General features: G+C 57.6%; 19 protein-coding genes. 16 read left to right on the forward strand and 3 right to left on the reverse strand.

Translation table 11 applies throughout. From position 1 onward, the window contains the following. The first annotated feature begins 584 nt into the window (after positions 1-584). Genes rluC through RVM24_RS03605 form a run of 3 tightly spaced genes read left to right on the forward strand, consistent with a single transcriptional unit; the run spans position 585 to position 3,388 of the window. Entirely contained in the window at positions 585-1,661 is a 1,077-nt protein-coding gene (gene rluC, locus RVM24_RS03595; protein ID WP_269063650.1) for a 23S rRNA pseudouridine(955/2504/2580) synthase RluC, read from the forward strand. After that, complete coding sequence (locus RVM24_RS03600; RefSeq protein ID WP_106695474.1) at positions 1,661-2,308, forward strand: HAD family hydrolase; 648 nt, start codon at positions 1,661-1,663, stop codon at positions 2,306-2,308. The genes rluC and RVM24_RS03600 overlap by 1 nt, the downstream gene beginning before the upstream one ends. A gap of 24 nt (positions 2,309-2,332) precedes the next feature. Next, positions 2,333-3,388, forward strand: coding sequence for a S49 family peptidase (locus RVM24_RS03605; protein ID WP_138436480.1), 1,056 nt, complete (start codon positions 2,333-2,335; stop codon positions 3,386-3,388). 19 nt (positions 3,389-3,407) lie between these two features. Here the strand turns inward: RVM24_RS03605 and RVM24_RS03610 are convergent, their stop codons facing one another. Further along, a complete protein-coding gene (locus tag RVM24_RS03610; RefSeq protein ID WP_106695476.1) occupies positions 3,408-4,010 on the reverse strand; it encodes a Maf family protein in 603 nt (200 codons plus the stop codon). Between the two features lie 146 nt (positions 4,011-4,156). Here RVM24_RS03610 and RVM24_RS03615 point away from each other — a divergent pair, with 146 nt between their 5' ends. The 12 genes from RVM24_RS03615 to putP all read left to right on the forward strand — a co-directional run bounded on the left by RVM24_RS03615 (position 4,157) and on the right by putP (position 14,735). Further along, on the forward strand, positions 4,157-4,714 hold the full coding sequence (locus tag RVM24_RS03615) for a YceD family protein (RefSeq protein ID WP_286921253.1): 558 nt from the start codon (positions 4,157-4,159) through the stop codon (positions 4,712-4,714). 30 nt (positions 4,715-4,744) lie between these two features. After that, the gene (gene rpmF, locus RVM24_RS03620; RefSeq protein WP_011785345.1) at positions 4,745-4,924 is read left to right on the forward strand and encodes a 50S ribosomal protein L32; all 180 of its coding nucleotides are present in this window, start codon (positions 4,745-4,747) and stop codon (positions 4,922-4,924) included. A gap of 43 nt (positions 4,925-4,967) precedes the next feature. Next, positions 4,968-5,972, forward strand: a complete 1,005-nt coding sequence (gene plsX, locus RVM24_RS03625; RefSeq protein ID WP_216646179.1) for a phosphate acyltransferase PlsX — start codon at positions 4,968-4,970, stop codon at positions 5,970-5,972. A 125-nt stretch (positions 5,973-6,097) separates the two neighbouring features. Then, positions 6,098-7,036 (forward strand): ACP S-malonyltransferase, encoded by a 939-nt coding sequence (gene fabD / locus RVM24_RS03630; protein ID WP_230712693.1) that lies wholly within the window; start codon positions 6,098-6,100, stop codon positions 7,034-7,036. A 15-nt stretch (positions 7,037-7,051) separates the two neighbouring features. After that, positions 7,052-7,795: a 3-oxoacyl-ACP reductase FabG gene (gene fabG / locus RVM24_RS03635; protein WP_431474978.1), complete on the forward strand. Its 744-nt coding sequence runs from the start codon at positions 7,052-7,054 to the stop codon at positions 7,793-7,795. A 132-nt stretch (positions 7,796-7,927) separates the two neighbouring features. After that, positions 7,928-8,161, forward strand: a complete 234-nt coding sequence (acpP, locus tag RVM24_RS03640) for an acyl carrier protein (protein WP_008938713.1) — start codon at positions 7,928-7,930, stop codon at positions 8,159-8,161. A 125-nt stretch (positions 8,162-8,286) separates the two neighbouring features. After that, the gene (gene fabF, locus RVM24_RS03645) at positions 8,287-9,534 is read left to right on the forward strand and encodes a beta-ketoacyl-ACP synthase II (protein WP_061331908.1); all 1,248 of its coding nucleotides are present in this window, start codon (positions 8,287-8,289) and stop codon (positions 9,532-9,534) included. Positions 9,535-9,541: 7 nt separating this feature from the next. Continuing rightward, positions 9,542-10,360: an aminodeoxychorismate lyase gene (pabC, locus tag RVM24_RS03650; protein WP_061331909.1), complete on the forward strand. Its 819-nt coding sequence runs from the start codon at positions 9,542-9,544 to the stop codon at positions 10,358-10,360. A 5-nt stretch (positions 10,361-10,365) separates the two neighbouring features. Beyond that, a complete protein-coding gene (mltG, locus tag RVM24_RS03655) occupies positions 10,366-11,424 on the forward strand; it encodes an endolytic transglycosylase MltG (protein WP_061331923.1) in 1,059 nt (352 codons plus the stop codon). Then, positions 11,424-12,065: a dTMP kinase gene (gene tmk / locus RVM24_RS03660; protein WP_061331910.1), complete on the forward strand. Its 642-nt coding sequence runs from the start codon at positions 11,424-11,426 to the stop codon at positions 12,063-12,065. Before mltG ends, tmk begins: the two co-directional genes overlap by 1 nt. 98 nt (positions 12,066-12,163) lie before the next feature. After that, positions 12,164-12,943: an AraC family transcriptional regulator gene (locus RVM24_RS03665; RefSeq protein WP_061331911.1), complete on the forward strand. Its 780-nt coding sequence runs from the start codon at positions 12,164-12,166 to the stop codon at positions 12,941-12,943. 301 nt (positions 12,944-13,244) lie between these two features. Next, a complete protein-coding gene (putP, locus tag RVM24_RS03670) occupies positions 13,245-14,735 on the forward strand; it encodes a sodium/proline symporter PutP (RefSeq protein ID WP_061331912.1) in 1,491 nt (496 codons plus the stop codon). 300 nt (positions 14,736-15,035) lie between these two features. On the opposite strand, the gene RVM24_RS03675 is transcribed toward putP, so the two are convergent. Beyond that, positions 15,036-17,630, reverse strand: a complete 2,595-nt coding sequence (locus RVM24_RS03675) for a bifunctional aconitate hydratase 2/2-methylisocitrate dehydratase (RefSeq protein WP_061331162.1) — start codon at positions 17,628-17,630, stop codon at positions 15,036-15,038. Between the two features lie 260 nt (positions 17,631-17,890). Here RVM24_RS03675 and RVM24_RS03680 point away from each other — a divergent pair, with 260 nt between their 5' ends. Beyond that, positions 17,891-18,499, forward strand: coding sequence for a tRNA-(ms[2]io[6]A)-hydroxylase (locus RVM24_RS03680; protein ID WP_061331163.1), 609 nt, complete (start codon positions 17,891-17,893; stop codon positions 18,497-18,499). Between the two features lie 52 nt (positions 18,500-18,551). Here RVM24_RS03680 and RVM24_RS03685 read toward each other — a convergent pair whose 3' ends face one another. Further along, positions 18,552-19,430, reverse strand: coding sequence for a LysR family transcriptional regulator (locus tag RVM24_RS03685; protein WP_431474979.1), 879 nt, complete (start codon positions 19,428-19,430; stop codon positions 18,552-18,554). Positions 19,431-19,462: the final 32 nt, after the last annotated feature.

Consider the following 19,462-nt stretch of genomic DNA (forward strand, 5'->3'; position numbering starts at 1 on the left):
AAGGGTTCCTGTCGTTTGTTAGTGACAGAAAACCGGGGGGATTCGCATCAGCGAAGCGGGATGTGCGTGCCGCGGGCCCTGTTACAGCAGGGCGGGCCGGCGGCCAGACGGATCAGACCCTTATGGGGCTTGATCCTGTAAGTCTGAGACCACCGCCGACGATCCGCCTGCCTGACAGCAGGGAGAGGTCGAATAGGGTGAGTGTCTGTTGACGCATAATATCCGTTTTCAGGTTCACACAAACTCCTGGGTCTCACGTCGTATTGGTTTGCTGGACGGCCCGGGTTTGCATGGTAGTGATTCTTCGCGATGTCGCCCGACGGTTTTCCGGTCGGTTTTTCCTCTCCCGGAGCAGGCCGCAGCCTCTCTGGGTCTGCCCTGTGGTCCGGGAGTTTGTTTCACGCCGGGCCCGGTAATGATTGGGCTTCGGCGTTCAATCTCTTAATCAGTGTCGGTATACTGCTGCCGCTCCGGCTTCTGACCAGAGTTCGTCAGGCCGTAGACAAACGGCAGAGCACGCCGGAATATAACAGTAAAGCGGTGTTCGTTCAATCCCGCGTTTATCACCCAGTAAAAGGTATCCCATGTCGCGCAAGCCAGTAGCCCGTCGTCAGCCGCCAAAACGCGGCAATCCGTCCCGTGGGGGATCGGGCCGGGCAGGACCGGTGTCCTCTGATGGGCATCGCGGAGAGTTGCCGGCAGGCCAGGTGCAGAAGGGTGTCCAGTGGGTGACGGTGGACGAGGATATGGCCGGCCAGCGGGTTGACAACTTTCTCCTCGCCCGCCTGCGGGGCGTGCCGAAAAGCATTGTGTATCGAATTGTTCGCAAGGGTGAGGTGCGGGTTAACAAAGGTCGAGTAAGGCCGGATTCCCGCCTTCAGGCTGGCGACGTGGTGCGCATTCCGCCGATTGTCCAGAAGAGCAAGCCGGAGTCGCCTACGCCCGGTGATCGGGTGCAATCGGTTATGGAAGCGGCGGTGGTCTTTGAAAATGACGATATGCTGGTGGTGAACAAGCCCTCGGGTATTGCCGTTCATGGTGGCAGTGGTCTGAGTTTTGGTTTGATCGAAGTGCTCAGGTCGGCCCGGCCGCAGGCAAAGTTCCTGGAGTTGGTGCATCGACTGGACCGGGATACGTCCGGTTTGGTGATGGTGGCTAAAAAACGGTCGGCGTTGCGTTTTCTCCAGGATGAACTGCGGCACAAACGCATTCGTAAGCATTATCACGCCCTGGTGGCGGGCACCTGGCCAGCAGGCATTGGTCGGGTTGATGAGCCGCTCCTGCGCTATGAGATGCCGAATGGCGAGCGGCGGGTGAAAGTAAGTCCCGAAGGCAAGGAATCGCTGACGCTGTTTCGCTGTTTGCAGCAATACCAGGGGTACAGTCTGGTGCAGGCGTCGCCAGTAACCGGTCGTACGCACCAGATTCGCGTGCACAGCGCCTCGGCTGGTCACCCGATAGCCGGCGATGACAAATATATGGACGATGCCAGTCTCAAGGCATTTCGGGCCATCGGTGGGCAGCGGCTGATGCTTCATGCCAGGGCCCTCGAGTTCACATTGCCGGGATCTGATGAGGCAATGAGCCTCGAAGCGCCGTATGATGAGCCATTCGCCAAGGTGCTCAAAGAACTTGAGCAGCGTAGCAAGGGTAGTTATTGATGGATGTAAAGGTTGTTATTTTTGACTGGGACGGAACGCTCATTGATTCCGTGGACCATATTGCAGACAGCTTGCACCAGGCTGCAACCGAGCTGGGGTACCCGGAGCTGGAGCGCGAAGCCTATCGGGATATTATTGGGCTGGGCATGATCGAGGCTCTGGAGCGTCTGTACCCGGGGTTGAGTCGCGAGGAAATGATGCGGATTCGGGAGGGTTACGCGGGTTACTTTTTCCAGAAAGTGACCACGCCCCAGAACGTATTCGAGGGTATGGCGGACATACTGGCCGACTTGCGTGGCTCCGGCCGGAGTTGTTCGGTGGCCACCGGCAAGAGCCGCCGGGGTCTGGAAGTGGCACTTACCTCCAGCGGGCTGGGCACCCATTTCGACATTACCCGGTGTGCTGACGAAACCAAATCCAAGCCCGACCCGCTGATGCTTGAGGAAATTCTGGATTTCTACGGTTACCGGCCTGAGCAGGCGGTGATGATCGGTGACACCCGCTACGACCTGGATATGGCTCGCCGTATTGGTATGCCGGCGATCGGGGTTGAGTGGGGAGTGCATAAGCGTGACGTGCTGGAACAGTATGATCCCCACGCGGTAGTGAGTTCTGTTGATGAGCTTCGGCGTACGCTGGGGCTATGATCGTTTGTGGTTAAGGAATAGCGGATGAGTGACTGGGAATCGGATAAGGAGCCGGGCTGGGGTGACAAGCCTGCAGAGCCTGAGCAGAGTGCGCCGGCGCGAAAGCGAGGTTTGTTTGGCAGTAAAGAGCCGGCGTTGCCGCCGGAATCGGGGCGCGACTGGCGACTGATCGAGAAGCTGGTGATGTCGCTGCAGGCAGAGCAGCGCCGAAGCCGTCGCTGGGGGATCTTTTTCAAGATTTTGACGTTTGGTTACCTGTTTGCGCTGCTTTTCTTTATACGTTCGCCTCTTGGTGACAGTGTTGATTCTGTTGCCGGTCACCACACCGCATTGGTGGAGGTCAGGGGCACTATTGCCGCAGACGAGCTGGCGAGCGCTGATAACCTGGTGACATCACTGCGCAATGCCTTTGAGGCTGAGCGCTCAAAGGCAGTGGTGTTAAGGATCAACAGCCCCGGCGGCAGCCCGGTGCAGGCAGGCTACGTCTACGATGAAATTAAACGCCTACGGGAAGAGTACCCAGACAAGAAGGTCTACGCGGTTATCTCGGACATCGGCGCCTCTGGTGCTTATTACATCGCGGCGGCGGCTGATGAAATCTACGCCAATCGGGCCAGCCTGGTGGGATCGATCGGCGTTATTGCCGGTGGATTCGGGTTCAGTGAAATGCTGGACAAAATCGGTGTGGATCGCCGCCTTTATACCGCCGGAGAGAGCAAGGCTTTCCTTGACCCGTTCTCGCCTGAGCGCGATGAAGATGTTGCTTTCTGGCAGAGCGTGCTGGAAAACACTCACCAGCAGTTCATTAGTGCCGTAAAAGAGGGCAGGGGTGATCGCCTGGCAGACGACGAGCGGTTGTTCAGCGGTCTGGTGTGGAGTGGCGAGCAAGCTGTTGAGCTGGGGCTGGTGGACGGGCTGGGCAGCACCTCCTGGGTGGCCCGTCAGTTGGTGGGTGAGGAGAAGCTGGTGGACTACAGTCGCCGTCGCTCGCCCTTCCGTGAGCTTGTGGACCAGTTGGGCGTCTCGGTCGGCGAGGGTGTCGCTACCCGTATGTTGGAATCGCGCCTCGAATTGCGTTAACTGCCCGCTGCACCCCGGATTATGGTTCGGGGTGTAGCAGTGGGTTGTTACCGAGCCGGATCAGAATCTCGTTCAGGGCAATCAGTGGCAATCCAATCAGGCTGTTGGGGTCTCGCCCTTCCAACCCCTTGAACAGGGTTATGCCTAACCCCTCCATCTTGAAGCTGCCAGCGCAGTCATAGGGTTGCTCTCGGTGCAGGTAGTTGCTGATTTCCTCCCTGGTAAGGTCGCGGAAATGTGCAATAAAGGTTTCGCAGCAGTGTTCGAGAACGCCTGTCCGGGTGTCGAGCACCGCCAGGCCGGTGAGGAAATGCACGCTTTTCCCGCTGCTCCGGCTGAGTTGTTCAAGCGCCCGCTCATGGCTGCCTGGTTTGCTTAACAGTGTGCCGTCCGGCAGGGCGGCGACCTGGTCCGAGCCGATGATGAGTTTTCCGGGGTGCTCCGGTGCAAGCGCCTGGGCTTTTTGGGTGGCCAGTCGAACCGCCAGGGCATCCGGTAGTTCGCCTTGTAGCGGCGATTCGTCGATATTCGGGCTGGCGGTCTCAAAGGGCAGGCCGAGCTGGTCGAGCAGGCGTTTGCGGTAAGGGGATGATGACGCTAGCAAAAGGCCGGGTGAGGTCATGGCTGCCTTATAGAGATGGTGGATTGATGGATCTGTCAGGTTTACCGGTCCATATCGTAAAATACCCCTACACGGAGCGGAACCCCCGACAGAAAGTGGATTAAGTCTTTGACAGAGGCGGGTCGCGCCCCTAAAATTGCGCGCCTATGTCTAAAGCGCCGATCGCCGAACTGCCGAAATCCGTTGACCCTATCCGGCTGGCTGAGCAGAACAGAACACTTGAGGGGGTAGTTCCACTCAAGGGTCTCGCTCGTTTTCGAGAAGCAGTTCCTGGCTTGCAGGATGGCAGTGAATGCCATGTTAAGCTGTCCTTTTATCAGGATAGTGAGCGCCGAAGGGTTGTGTCGGGCGAGCTGTCTGCGCCGGTCACACTGGAGTGCCAGCGTTGCATGACTGATATGCATACGACACTGGAATCCCGTTTTGATCTCGGGTTGGTCATCAACGATGAGCAGGCCCAACGATTGCCGAAAGCACTGGAACCCTTTCTGTTCGAGGACTTCAGCGCAGACTTGTGGGCCATGGTGGAAGACGAGCTATTGCTGGTATTACCACCCTTTCCTCTCCATGAGAGGGACGAATGCCCGGCAAAGGAAGACCTGGAGGCACTGGAACCATCAAACGTTGCCAGTGAGCCAGAGGTAAAGAAAAGAGAAGATAACCCGTTCAGTGTTCTGGCGGGTCTCAAGACGACAAAGCATTAACGTTTTCGTAAATAGGTCAGGAGCATAACCATGGCTGTACAGCAAAATCGCAAGACCCGTTCCAAGCGTGGCATGCGCCGTTCGCACGACGCACTGAGCGCCGCCGCTCTGTCTACAGACGCAACCACCGGCGAAGTTCATCGTCGTCACCACGTCTCTCCGGACGGTTTTTACCGCGGAAAGCAGGTTGTTGAGGCTCGCGACGAGTAAGATCGTCGGGATACCCTTCTGACCCGTGACGCATGGACGAGCGGTGAGTAAACCGGTCACCATTGCTATCGACGCCATGAGCGGTGATCGTGGCGCCGAGGTGGTGGTTCATGCTTCGCTGGAAGCAGTGCGTGAAAATGAGGCCTTGAGTCTTGTTCTGGTGGGAATCCGGAGCGAGCTCGAGGCCTTGTTGATTGATGGGCACGAACGGATTCGCATCGTTGAGGCGGCGGATGTGGTACGCATGAACGAGCGCCCTTCCCACGCCATTCGTCATAAGAAAAACTCCTCCATGGCTATTGCGCTCGGGCTTGTCCGGGACGGCGAGGCCCAGGGGTGTGTCAGTGCTGGCAATACCGGCGCCCTGATGGCGTTCGGCCGGTCGATTATCCGCATGTATCCCGGTATTGAACGGCCGGCCATCGCCAAACTTATTCCTTCCCTCCGTGGCCGTTGCCACGTTCTGGATCTCGGTGCGAATGTCGATTCCACGGCGGAGAACCTGTATCAGTATGCGCTGATGGGGTCGCTCATGGCCTCGGCCATTTGTGCCCAGCCTGAGCCTCGTGTTGCTTTGCTGAATGTTGGCGAGGAAGAGATCAAGGGCAACGAGCAGGTTCGCCTTGCCTCCCATATGTTAGCCCAATGCGACACCATCAATTACATTGGTTATGTCGAGGGCAGTGACCTGTTTCGGGATGTCGCCGATGTAGTAGTCTGTGACGGTTTTGTCGGCAACATTGCATTGAAAACCGGCGAAGGTGTCGCCGGGTTGCTGATCGAGCTTCTTGAGCAGGCATTTACCCGCTCGCTTTATGGTCGCTTTGTGGGCTGGTTGGCAAAACCGATTATTGGCCGCCTCCTTCAGTTGATGGACCCGTCCCGTCATAACGGTGCGAGCCTGCTTGGGCTCCAGGGCGTGGTCATTAAAAGCCATGGCAATGCCAACGAGCGCGCCATGCTGGCCGCTATTCGCCAGGCCGTTCGGGAAGTGGAGCTCGAAGTGCCACGAAGGATCAACGAAAGACTCGATGATCTGATGTTATGATGCCTGTCCCGGTCGGGTCCCGACTAAAGTAGACCCGCATTTTCAGGGTTAATCGCGGATAATTGGCCTGAATTGTACTATTGGCTAATCTCCAGTAACCCATCAATGACGATAAGATTCCGCTTATGAAATCAGCGTTTATTTTCCCCGGACAAGGCTCCCAATCGGTCGGCATGCTTAAGGATGCTGCCGAGGCGTGGCCAATGATCAGCGAAACCTTCGATGAGGCGTCTAACGTTCTTGGCTACGATCTCTGGCACCTGTGCCAGCACGGTCCTGCTGAAGAGCTGAATCAGACCATGGTTACCCAGCCGGCCCTGTTAACCGCCAGTGTTGCCCTTTGGCGCCAGTGGTGTGTCTCGGATGGGCCACGTCCTGATTTCGTCGCAGGTCATAGCCTGGGCGAGTACAGCGCGCTGGTGGCCGCGGAAAGTCTGGACTTCATTGAAGCAGTCAAACTGGTTCAGCTTCGTGGCGAACTTATGCAGGATGCTGTCCCTGCCGGTGAAGGTCGCATGGCTGCCATTCTGGGGCTCGAAGACGCAGACGTTGTTGCGGCCTGTGAAGAGGCGGCCCAGGGCGATGTGGTGGCTGCGGTGAACTTTAACGCCCCGGGGCAGGTGGTTATTGCCGGCTCCGCCGCTGCCGTTGAGCGGGCTATTGAAGCCTGTAAGGGCCGCGGGGCGCGGAAGGCGATGCCGCTGCCGGTGAGTGTGCCGTCCCATTGTGCCCTGATGAAAGGTGCTGCCGAACAGTTGGCCGAAGCCCTGGAAGATGTCCGGTTTAACGATGCTGTCATCCCGGTGGTCCAGAATGTGAATGCTACTGTTGTCAAAGACGCAGACACGCTCAAGAGCAATCTGCTGAAGCAGCTATACTCTCCTGTGTTGTGGACGGACTCGATCCGCACGCTCAGTGATGAAGGAGTGACGGTTGCGGTTGAATGCGGTGCTGGTAAAGTGCTTGCCGGGTTGATCAAGCGGATTGAGCGCGGTTTGCCGGTGCACGGTATTGAAGATCCCGATTCTCTGGCCGGCGCCCTGGCGGCATTCGGCCAGTCCTGATAAACGGAGTTGTTTATGTCTTTGGAAGGCAAGGTTGCGCTGGTTACCGGTGCAAGCCGTGGTATTGGGAAAGCCATTGCCCATGAGCTGGCCCGGCAGGGTGCAGAAGTCATTGGTACCGCGACCAGTGAAGCCGGCGCAGAGGCCATCACCAGTGGACTGAAAGAAGCCGGCTACCAGGGTTATGGCATCGTGATGAACGTAGCCGAACCGGAAAGTATTGAAGCGGGCGTGAAGCAGTTGACTGAACAATCCGGTGCGCCTGCGATCCTGGTCAACAATGCCGGTATCACCCGTGATAACCTGCTGATGCGTCTGAAAGACGATGACTGGGCTGCCGTGCTGGAAACCAACCTTTCCAGTGTGTATCGCACCAGTAAGGCGGTGCTTCGCGGCATGGCCAAGGCCCGTTGGGGCCGGATTATCAACATCAGCTCGGTGGTGGCCGGTATGGGCAACCCCGGGCAGGGTAATTATTGTGCAGCCAAGGCCGGGGTGGAGGGTTTCACTCGTAGCCTGGCGAAAGAGATGTCCAACCGTGGCATTACCGCCAATTGCGTGGCGCCCGGTTTTATTGACACGGATATGACCAAAAAACTGGACGATAAGCAGCGTGAGGCTATGCTGGAAATCATACCGGCTGGTCGCCTCGGGTCACCGGAGGAGGTTGCCTCGGTGGTGGCGTTCCTGGCTTCGGAAGGCGCTGCTTACGTTACCGGAGAAACCATTCATGTGAATGGCGGCATGTACATGGGTTAAGCTCGTTGCGGGCTGATGTGCAACCCCTTGTCGCACAACATGTTTGACAGAATCCCTGCTTGTTTGCAGGTAGGGTTTAAACTAAACTGGCAGCCATAGAGTTGCTTGGTTGACACATAAAGTGAGGACATTATGAGTACAGTTGAAGAGCGCGTTAAGAAGATTGTTTGTGAACAGTTGGGCGTGAAAGAGTCCGAGGTTCAGAACACATCTTCTTTTGTAGAGGATCTTGGCGCTGACTCACTGGACACTGTTGAGCTGGTTATGGCCCTGGAAGAGGAATTCGAGACTGAAATTCCTGATGAAGAGGCCGAAAAGCTGGGCACGGTTCAGGACGCGATCGACTACATCGTCGCGCACACCTGATACTCTGCTGATCAGATAGCCAGGCTAAAGCCGTCCTTTGGGGTTGATGAAGGACGGCTTTTTTATTGGTGGAACGAAAGTCTCAGTGTTTGGATGTTACACGGAATAATCGGGTGAACAGGGTTATGAGTAAACGACGGGTTGTTGTCACGGGCATGGGAATGCTGTCTCCGGTGGGGAATGATGTACAGTCGTCATGGGCTGCCATCCGGGCAGGGCGCAGCGGTATCGGGCTGATTGATCGGTTTGATGCAACTGACTATGGCACCCGTATTGGAGGTGCGATCAAGGATCTTGATATTGAACCCTACCTGTCCAGCAAGGAAGCGCGCAAACTGGATGCTTTTATTCATTATGGCCTGATTGCTGCCCAGCAGGCGGTTGATGACAGTGGCCTGGAGCAGTTTGGCGATCTCGACAAGGAGCGGGTTGGTATTGCCATCGGATCCGGCATCGGTGGCCTGGAGTACATCGAGAAGAACGTGATCCAGATGGAGAAATCCGGCCCCCGCAAGGTGTCTCCGTTTTTTGTGCCCGCCTCTGTTATCAACATGATCTCTGGCAACGCTGCCATTCGCTTTGGTTACAAGGGGCCGAATATTGCCATTGTCACCGCCTGCACCACCGGCACCCATAATATTGGCTACGCTGCCCGGACCATCGCCTATGGCGATGCTGATGTGATGCTGGCTGGTGGCTCGGAAATGGCAACAACCCGCTCTGGCGTGGCGGCCTTTTCGTCGGCCCGTGCGTTATCAACCCGTAACGATGAGCCGGAAAAAGCCAGTCGTCCCTGGGATAAGGGCCGTGACGGTTTCGTATTGAGTGACGGTGCCGGGGTGGTGGTGCTGGAGGAGCTGGAGCATGCTCGGGCTCGCGGAGCCACCATCTATGGCGAGGTGATCGGTTTTGGCATGAGCGATGATGCCCATCACATCACGGCGCCCCCCGCCAGTGGCGAAGGTGCCGGCCGGTCCATGGTTAACGCCATCCGTGACGCAGGTCTGCAACCGGAACAGGTTGACTACATCAATGCCCATGGCACCTCCACCCAGGTCGGGGATGTAGCGGAAGTGGCAGCGGTCAAGTCGGTGTTTGGTGCGCACGCACACAAGCTTGCCATGAGCAGCACCAAGTCCATGACCGGCCACTTGCTGGGGGCCGCTGGCGCTGTCGAAGCCATTTTCTCGATACTGGCCGTGCGCGACGGGGTTTTGCCGCCGACCATCAATCTGGACGAGCCAGACGAGGGCTGTGATCTGGACCTGGTGCCGCATAAGAGCCGAGAGGCGGACGTTCGGATTGCTCTGTCGAATTCGTTCGGTTTTGGCGGCACCAACGGCACGCTGATTGTAAGTCGTTACGAAGACTGACCCTACCGTGTTTGATCTGTATTGGGCTGAAGACGGTGGTGTTCCACCGGGAGACCGGGGCCTTGCCTACGGCGATGGTCTGTTCGAGACCATTGCCATCATGGGCGGTAAGGCCAGCCTGTTGGGTTATCATCTTGACCGGATGGTCCGTGATGCCGGCCGGCTTGCCATCCCGGTGGCGCGCCCGGAACTTGAGGCAGCCTGCGCTCGCGCCCTGGAACGATATTCCGGCCTGTACCCGTCCTTAAACTGGGTGCTCAAACTGACCCTCACCCGTGGTTCGGGCGGGCGGGGCTACCGCCCGGAGCCCCGCATGAAGCCGTCTCTCATTGTGTCCCATTCCGCTTTCCCCAGTGTTCCCGGGCCGGAAGGTGTGGTGGCCGACTTCTCCCGTGTTCCGCTGACAGTGAACCCGCTTCTGGCCGGGATCAAGTCGTTGAACCGACTTGAGCAGGTGATGGCGGCCAGGGAGCTTCAAGGGGATGTCTTTGAGGTGCTGATGAGCAATCGTGATGGCCATGTGGTGGAAGGCACCCGGACCAATCTGTTCATGCTGTTTGAAGACGTATGGCTGACACCGCCCGCTTCAACCCTGGCGGTTGCGGGTGTGATGCGTCGTTACGTGCTTGACCGGCTGAGAATTGCCGGCCACGAATTCCGGGAGATGCCACTGACGCTTGATACACTGTTGGGCGGCAGCTGTCAGGGGCTTTGGCTCAGCAACAGTGTTGTCGGGGTGGTGCCGGTTCGCAATCTGGCCGGGCACGATTTGCCTGTTGACCAGCGACTTGCGACAATCGTCGGTTCACCGGCAAGACTGGATTGATTCGCGTGTTCAAGAAGTTACTGATCGTTGTTGCTGTATTCGTGCTCGCTGCTGCCGGCGGTGGCTTGTGGGCCTGGCAGGGTTTGCAAACCCTGAAGCAACCCGTTGCGCTGGAAGAACCGGTGCTGTTTAAAGTGCCAACAGGCACAGCATTCAGCCGAGTGGCCCGCCAGTTGGAGAATGCGGGCTATGTGTCGGATGCCCTCTGGCTCAGGCTCTATGGCCGCCTCTACCCCGACCAGACCAGGATCAAGGCGGGTGACTACGAATTCTTGCCCGGAATGACACCAGTCGCCATGGTAGACGCTATGGTTGAAGGCAAGGTAAAGCTGTGGTCGGTACAGTTTATCGAAGGCTGGACGTTCCGGGACATGCGCGCTGCGCTGGCGCGCTCTGAACGGCTTAAAAAGGTCACCACTGACTGGTCTGATGAAGACGTCATGGCGGCGGTGGGTGCTGAAGACCAGCACCCGGAGGGCTGGTTTTTTCCGGACACTTACATGTTCAGCTCCAACGAGTCTGACCTGGATATTCTCAAGCGTGCCCACAGTCGTATGGTGAGTGTGCTTGAGGAAGAATGGCAGAACCGGGCCGAAGGGTTGCCTTACGATACCCCTTATGAAGCTCTGATCATGGCTTCTATCGTTGAGCGGGAAACCGGTGTGCCCTGGGAGCGTGGGGAAGTGGCGGGTGTGTTTGTGCGGCGACTGCACAAAGGCATGCGGCTGCAGACTGATCCCACCGTTATCTACGGTATGGGGGATCAGTACCAGGGTCGTATCCGCCGCAGCGACCTTCAGACCTACACCCCTTATAACACCTATCGAATCAACGGTCTTCCGCCCACACCGATTGCGCTGCCCGGGCGGGACTCTGTGCACGCCGCTTTGCACCCGGAGGACGGCGATACCCTCTACTTTGTTGCTCGTGGTGATGGTAGCCACAAGTTCTCCCGAACCCTGGCGGAGCACCAGAAAGCGGTCAGGGAGTATCAGTTGAATCGCCGTGAGGGCTATCGCTCGTTTCCGGCACCGGGAACCCTGAACAACAGCCGGGAAGAATGATGCACAACAGAGGCCGTTTTATTACCTTCGAAGGCACCGAGGGCGTTGGCAAATCCACACAGCTGGAAAACGCTGCGAACACCCTCAAGGACCTCGGCGTCGATTTTATCGTCACTCGTGAACCTGGTGGCACGCCTATGGCGGAAAACATTCGGGAGTTGTTGTTGTCGCCCCGGGAAGAGCCGGTTCATGAAACCACAGAATTGCTGTTGATGTTCGCAGCGAGGGCCCAGCACCTGCATAACCGGATTCTTCCGGCCCTCGACAAGGGGCAGTGGGTACTGTGCGACCGCTTCACCGATGCCACCTTTGCCTATCAGGGCGGCGGCCGGGGTGTGCCCGCCGAGCGTATCGCGTTGCTGGAAACCCTGGTTCAGGGTGAGGTACGGCCAGACCACGTCATCCTGCTGGATGCGCCCGTGGAAACCGGTATGGCCCGGGCGAAAAAGCGGGGAGAGCTCGACCGATTTGAACAGGAAACCCTGGCCTTTTTCCAGCGCATTCGCGATACCTACCTGGCGCGGGCTACGGCGATGCCTGGCAACTACCATGTGGTTAATGCAGCATTGCCGCTGGAGCAGGTATCGGCCAGTGTGTCGGCGTTGTTGGCTGCCCTGGTTAAAATGGCGGAATCCGCCTGATTAACCGGAGTACGGCCATAGTTGCGTCGATTTCGTGCACTTTTTGTAATGTTCTGCTTTAATTGATGTACATTCTCAGTTAACGGCCGGCAGCATTAATGCTCAACGCAAAACTTCTCAAGCTTCCCATCGCCGCTCACCAGCATCGGCACGAACACCACCAGATTGTCATCGGGGTGAGGGGAGAGGCTGAGTTGAGTGTCGGTGGCACCGGGGCTCACCTGGATACCTGGAAAGCCTGTGTTGTGCCCACTGAGGCAAGCCACGATTACTGTGGCGATGATCAGAACCACGTTCTGGTGATCAATCTTGACCCGCTCACCCCAGCTATCAATACGCCGGCCCATGCGGATTACGAACGGATGATGCGGTTTTTCGAGAAGCCGCGCACCCTGCAGATGGACAGCCGGTTACAGGGGCTGGTCCAGTTTACCGCCGGTGAATTTGACCGCGCGCCAGACAACCTCACCCTGCAGCAGCATCTGGCTTCGAGTATTCTTTACTGCATGGCGGACCGCATTGTGGACCGTCAGGTCCAGTCTTCCAGCCGGGCAAGCATCAGCCCAGAGGTGATCCGACGTTATATCCTGGCCAACCTGCATCGAAAAATTACTGTCGAGGAAATGGCCAGTGAGGCGTGCCTCAGTGTCAGTCGATTCCATGAGGTTTTTCGGGAGGTGGCGGGCATAACCCCTCATCAGTTTCTGCTGCAGACCCGCCTTGAGCAGGCCGCTCACCTGCTTGCTTCATCGTCTCTCTCGGTGTCGGAAATAAGCTACCGAACCGGGTTCTCCTCCCAGAGTGCCTTGACCAATGCGTTGCGCAAATACAAGGGCACAACACCCTCCAGATTGCAGATTAATGAAAGTGTTGCCTGAACTGGGCGGTAAATTCGGTAGTCCCGTAGGATTATGCAAAAGAATCGTAGGATTTTGTAAGCCGTAGGTCCGTAGTAATACTAACTTAATGCATCTGTAGAATCGCACTTTTTGCTCGGCAATCCTGGTCGTAAAGGTGTGAATAATAACTATAGTGAAGGAGTGGCTGTGCGGGGGCTTGCCTCGCTCCAATTCGGATGGATTTTGGGTAAACAAGAACAACGGCCAGTCAACCAACAGTGATGTGGTACCTGTGCCTTAAGAGCGGACTCAGTCCGACTCAATAAACCGGAGGAGCCTTATGGCTATTGGCGTTTGGATCAGTCTATTTGCGTATTTTGCGATTATGATCGGCATTGGCGTTTACGCCATGCGGAAAGCCTCGGCGACAGCTGAAGATTATATGTTGGGTGGACGTGGGCTCAGCCCCAAAGTAGCGGCCTTGTCGGCCGGTGCTTCCGACATGAGTGGCTGGCTGCTTCTGGGCTTGCCCGGGGCGTTGTTTGTTACCGGCCTGGCGGACGCCTGGATCGGTATCGGCCTGTTTGTGGGCGCGTTCATCAACTGGGTGATTGTTGCACCCAGATTGCGTGAACAAACTGTTCACTACGGTAATGCCCTGACCATACCTGCCTTTCTGGCAAACCGCTTCCCTACCAAGGCGCTGCCTCTGCGCACGGTATCGGCGATTGTTATTGTTGTATTCTTTGCGGTCTACACGGCATCTGGTCTGGTTGCAGGCGGCAAGCTGTTTGAAAGTGCGTTTTCCGGCATCTTCAACTTCGGCGGTCTGAGCGACTATGGCGTAGGTATCGTGATCACTCTCGGTGTCGTTCTGGCGTACACCGTGGTTGGCGGCTTCCTGGCTGTAAGCATGACCGACTTTGTGCAGGGTTGCATCATGATGCTGGCCCTGGTGCTCATGCCAGCGGTAGTGCTGTTCGGCGAAGGTGGCGGCGGCTTCGGCCAGGCTTCTGAAACCCTGAACAGTGTTGATCCAACCCTGCTGTCCTGGACCGAGGGGCTAACCTTGGTTGGCTGGCTGTCAGCGGTCGCCTGGGGTCTGGGTTACTTCGGCCAGCCGCACATCATTGTGCGTTTCATGGCAATCCGCACCGTGCACGAAGTGTCTGTGGCCCGTAACATCGGCATGTCCTGGATGGCCATCTCCCTGATTGGCGCCATCTCCCTGGGCGTTTTCGGTCGGGCCTATGCTATCCGTAACGGTATGGACGTGGCTGACCCGGAAACCATCTTCATCATTTTGGCGGACCTGCTGTTCCATCCGCTGATCACCGGCTTCCTGTATGCAGCCCTGCTGGCAGCGGTAATGAGTACCATCTCCAGTCAGCTGCTGGTGGCTTCCTCATCCCTGACCGAAGATTTCTATCGCCTGTTCCTGCGCAAAGAAGCTTCCGACAAGGAGTGTGTAAACATCGGCCGGGCGTGTGTTGTGGCTGTTGGTCTAGTCGCTGCGGTGATTGCTTCTGATCCGAACTCGCAAGTTCTGGCGCTGGTCAGTAACGCCTGGGCCGGCTTCGGCGCTGCCTTTGGCCCGCTGATCATCCTCGGCCTGATGTGGTCCCGCACTAATGGTGCTGGCGCCTTGGCCGGCCTGATCGTGGGTGCCGGTACGGTGATGGTATGGATTTCCATGGGCTGGAACGGAAGCTTCATGGGTGGTCCGGGCGTGTATGAAATCATCCCTGGCTTCATTGCTGCCTTCATCGCCATCGTTGTCGTCAGCATGGCGACCAACGATGCTGGCGAGTACCAGCATATCGAGCGGTAACAGAATTCACTGGTAACAATCAGTGTTCTGACAAGGGCTCCCTACGGGGAGCCCTTTTTTTGTACCGGGATTCGGGTTCTGGGGGCGGGTTGCGGGGTGGGTATGTCTTTTCTTCCGGGAAAAACAACTCGCTGCGCTCAGACATCTTTTTCCCTGCAGAAAAGACATACCCACCCCGCACCGGCGTAATACAGGCGCGGATTTCCCCGGGCAGCAATTGTTTTGGTTTACCGGGACACAAAAAAACGCCAGCCCGAAGGCTGGCGTTTTCAGATCAGAGGTAAGTTACCTCGGAGGGTCTCAGGCTACAGAAGCCTCAGAGGCCTTCTTGGTGTACTCGTCCATCTGGTCGAAGTTGAGATACTTGTAGATCTCTTTGGACATGCTGTTCAGGTCCTTGGCGTACTCCATGTACTCTGCCGGAGTCGGGAGTTTGCCCAGTACCGCGCCCACAGCTGCCAGTTCCGCAGAGGTCAGGTACACGTTGGCACCATCACCCAGACGGTTCGGGAAGTTACGGGTAGAGGTAGACAGAACAGTCGACTTCGGCGCTACACGTGCCTGGTTACCCATGCACAGGGAACAGCCCGGCATCTCGGTGCGAACACCGGCGGTGCCGTAGGTGTTGAAGTAGCCTTCTTCCATCAGCTGGGCCTGGTCCATCTTGGTGGGCGGAGACATCCACAGACGGGTGCTCAGGGGGCCTTTGTGCTGCTCAAGCAGTTTGCCGGCGGCACGGAAGTGACCGATGTTGGTCATGCAGGAGCCGATGAACACTTCGTCCACCTTGTCGCCAGCCACTTCGGACAGGAACTTGGCATCGTCCGGGTCGTTCGGGCAGCAAACGATCGGCTCTTTAATGTCGGCCAGGTCGATCTCAACCACGTGAGCGTATTCGGCGTCTTTGTCAGCACGCATCAGCTTCGGATTGGCCAGCCATTCTTCCATCTGCTGGGCACGACGCTCCAGGGTGCGCGGATCGCCGTAACCTTCGGCAATCATCCAGCGCAGCATGGTGATGTTGGAGCGCAGGTACTCGGCAACAGACTCTTCAGACAGGTTGATGGTACAACCGGCTGCAGAGCGCTCAGCGGAAGCGTCAGACAGCTCGAACGCCTGCTCAACGGTCAGGTGCTCGAGACCTTCGATTTCCAGGATACGGCCGGAGAATTCGTTGATCTTGCCCTTCTTCTCAACAGTCAGCATGCCTTGCTTGATGCCGTACAGCGGAATGGCGTGTACCAGGTCACGCAGGGTGATGCCCGGCTGCATTTCGCCTTTGAAGCGAACCAGAACCGATTCCGGCATATCCAGCGGCATAACGCCGGTGGCAGCAGCAAACGCAACCAGACCAGAACCGGCCGGGAAGGAAATGCCCATCGGGAAACGGGTGTGGGAGTCACCACCGGTACCTACGGTGTCCGGCAGCAGCATGCGGTTCAGCCAGGAGTGGATGATACCGTCGCCCGGACGCAGGGAAACACCGCCACGGGTGCGGATGAAGTCCGGCATGGTGTGCTGCATTTCTACGTCTACCGGCTTCGGATAAGCGGCGGTGTGACAGAACGACTGCATCACCAGGTCAGCCTGGAAGCCCAGACACGCCAGGTCTTTCAGCTCGTCACGGGTCATCGGGCCGGTGGTGTCCTGGGAGCCTACGGTGGTCATGTGCGGCTCACAGTAGGTGCCCGGGCGCACGCCCTGGCCTTCATCCAGACCGCAGGCCTTGCCGACCATCTTCTGGCCCAGGGTGAAGCCCTTGGTGCCGGCTTCCGGATCTTTTGGCAGACGGAACAGATCAGTTGCGCCCATGCCCAGTGCGGTACGGGCCTTGGCGGTCAGGCCACGGCCGATGATCAGCGGGATACGGCCGCCAGCCTGAACTTCGTCCAGGATCACGTCAGACTTGAACTTGAACTCGGAGATGGTGTCACCGGCTTCGTTCAGGATCTTGCCTTCGTACGGGCGGATTTCAATCACATCGCCCATGTTCATGTTGTCGACCGGTGCTTCGAATACCAGGGCGCCAGCGTCTTCCATGGTGTTGAAGAAGATCGGGGCAACCTTGTTACCGATACACACACCGCCGGCACGCTTGTTCGGCACGCCCGGGATGTCGTCACCGAAGAACCACAGAACGGAGTTGGTGGCAGACTTACGGGAAGAGCCGGTACCGACTACGTCACCGACGAAAGCAACCGGCAGGCCGCGGGATTTGATTTCGTCGATCTGGCTCATCGGGCCGGTTACGCCGGGCTCTTCGGGCTTCAGGCCGTCGCGCTCCATCTTGTAAGCGGCGCGGGCGTGCAGCGGGATGTCCGGACGGGACCAGGCATCCGGAGCCGGAGACAGGTCGTCGGTGTTGGTTTCGCCAGTCACCTTGAACACCACCATCTTGGTGCTTTCGGGAACCTTGTTCTTCTTGGTGAACCACTCGGCGTTGGCCCAGGACTCAACCACAGACTTGGCCACGGCGTTGCCAGCGTCCATCTTTTCTTTAACGTCGTTGAACGCGTCGAACATCAGCAGGGTGTGCTTGAGTTCTTCACCGGCCAGCTCGGCCAGTTCGCTGTCGTCCAGAAGGTCAACCAGAGTCGCGATGTTGTAGCCGCCCTGCATCATGCCCAGCAGCTGCACAGCTTTCTTTTTGTCGATCAGAGGAGACGTTGCTTCACCCTTAACAATCGCGGTCAGGAACGCAGCTTTAACGTAAGCTGCTTCGTCCACGCCCGGTGGTACGCGGTTTTCCAACAGGTCAACCAGGGTGGCTTCTTCGCCGGCCGGCGGGTTTTTCAGCAGCTCGATCAGACCAGCAGTCTGCTCGGGGTTCAGGGGCTTGGGTGGGATACCCAGGGCTTCACGTTCGGCAACGTGTTCACGGTAGGCTTCTAACACGATATGGACCCTCATCAGTTGGAATGTCCCGCGCCGGAGGCAAGCTTGCCTGGCGGGAGGTTTTTTGGCGAAAAGGCCGCAGGAGCCTCTGAATAACGCCTCAAATCACCGATGGGGTTTCAGGATTTATTCAGAGACTCCTTGATCTGGCGCTGCATTCTATAGGAAACCCCTTATAAAGTTAAGTTGGACAGAGGTCGGAGAGATCTGCTAGCTGCGCTATACTGCCGCGCTTGATGAATCAGACTGCTGCTGAAGCCATGAACGACGCCCTGAAAGAGATACACGAATTTTTGCCCTGCCGCACGCCGGTACAGTGGATTGAGAATGCGCTGGCCAACCAGGATGTGATGCTGATTGACCACGCCCACTGTGAGAAGAAAGCGGCCTCCACGGCGCTGAGCCTGATATACCGCTATGTGGACAACACCGATCTGCTCAACAAGATGTCCCGCCTAGCCCGGGAGGAGTTGCGGCATTTTGAGCAGGTGCTGGCGATCATGAAGAAGCGGGGGGTGATTTATTCACATCTTTCGCCGGCCCGTTACGCTGCAGGCCTGCGTGAAGCCGTTCGCAAGGATGACCCTGGCCGCTTGGTGGATGTGTTGATTGTAGGCGCCATCATCGAGGCGAGATCCTGTGAACGCTTTGCCGCCCTGGCGCCGCACCTTGATGACAAGCTGGCGGAGTTCTACAACAGTTTGCTGAAATCTGAAGCGCGGCATTACCAGGATTATCTGGTACTGGCACAGCGGGCCAACGGTGGCCCGGTGCAAGATCGGGTGGCGGAGTTTATGGCCATCGAGCAGAAGCTGATTGAAGAGCCGGATACGGAGTTCCGGTTTCACAGTGGGCCTCTCGCTTACTGACCCTTCGCCACGGACATTCACAGACGCTCACGGACAAAAGAGAAAAAAATCTCTAAAGCTCCTCACACAGCGTCATCCACCGGGCAATCCCCGCACTTCGGTATTTCTGCTTGTGCAGGATGAAGTAGAAGTGCCGGTCGAACTGGCGGTGAGGGATGGCCAGGGGCACCAGGCTGCCGCGTTTGAAGGCGTCGGCCAGGACCACCTCTGACAGGCAGCCGATGCCCAGGTTGGCTTCTACTGCCCGCTTGATGGCCTCGGTGTGTTCCAGTTCCAGTAGCACGTTCAGGTCTGGCAGTAGCCCGTGCATGCCCCGTTCGAAGCTCTGGCGGGTGCCGGAGCCCTGTTCCCGGAGAATCCAGGTGGCGGCGCGCAGATCGTCGTTGGTCAGTTCGCCCTTGCCGGCCAGCGGGTGGTCAGGGGAGCAGAAGGCCACCAGCCGGTCTTCTCGCCAGGGAATCACTTCCAGCTCCGACGCCTGCAGTTCGCCCTCGATCAAACCGATGTCGAGTTCAAAGTCCCGAACCCGTCTTGCAATGGTGCTGGTGTTGGCAACTTCCAGAGAAACTTTCGGGTGGTTTGGCGAGCTCATGTACTCGGCCATCACGCCTACCGCCAGGTAATTGCCGATAGTGAGTGTGGCACCCACTTTCAGAGCGCCGACCTCGGAGTGTTTGCTGAAGGCCTGTTCCAGCTCCCTCGCCTGAGCCAGCAGGGCTTCGGCTTTCGGCCGATACAGTCGGCCCAGCTCGTTCAGTTGCAGCCGTTTGCCCACCCGGTCAAACAGCTGGATATCGAACTGGGATTCCAGCTCCTTGAGGGCACTGCTGGCCGCGGATTGCGACATGGCAAGGGATTCCGCCGCCCGGGTGATGTTCTGGAAATGGGCGGCGGCGAGGAAGACCTCGAGTTGGCGGAAGCTGTACTTCATAATCGATCAGGCCGGATAGATGAAAGAAAATG

It is taken from the genome of Marinobacter sp. KM021 (genome assembly GCF_050707965.1).
Lineage (GTDB): Bacteria > Pseudomonadota > Gammaproteobacteria > Pseudomonadales > Oleiphilaceae > Marinobacter > Marinobacter shengliensis.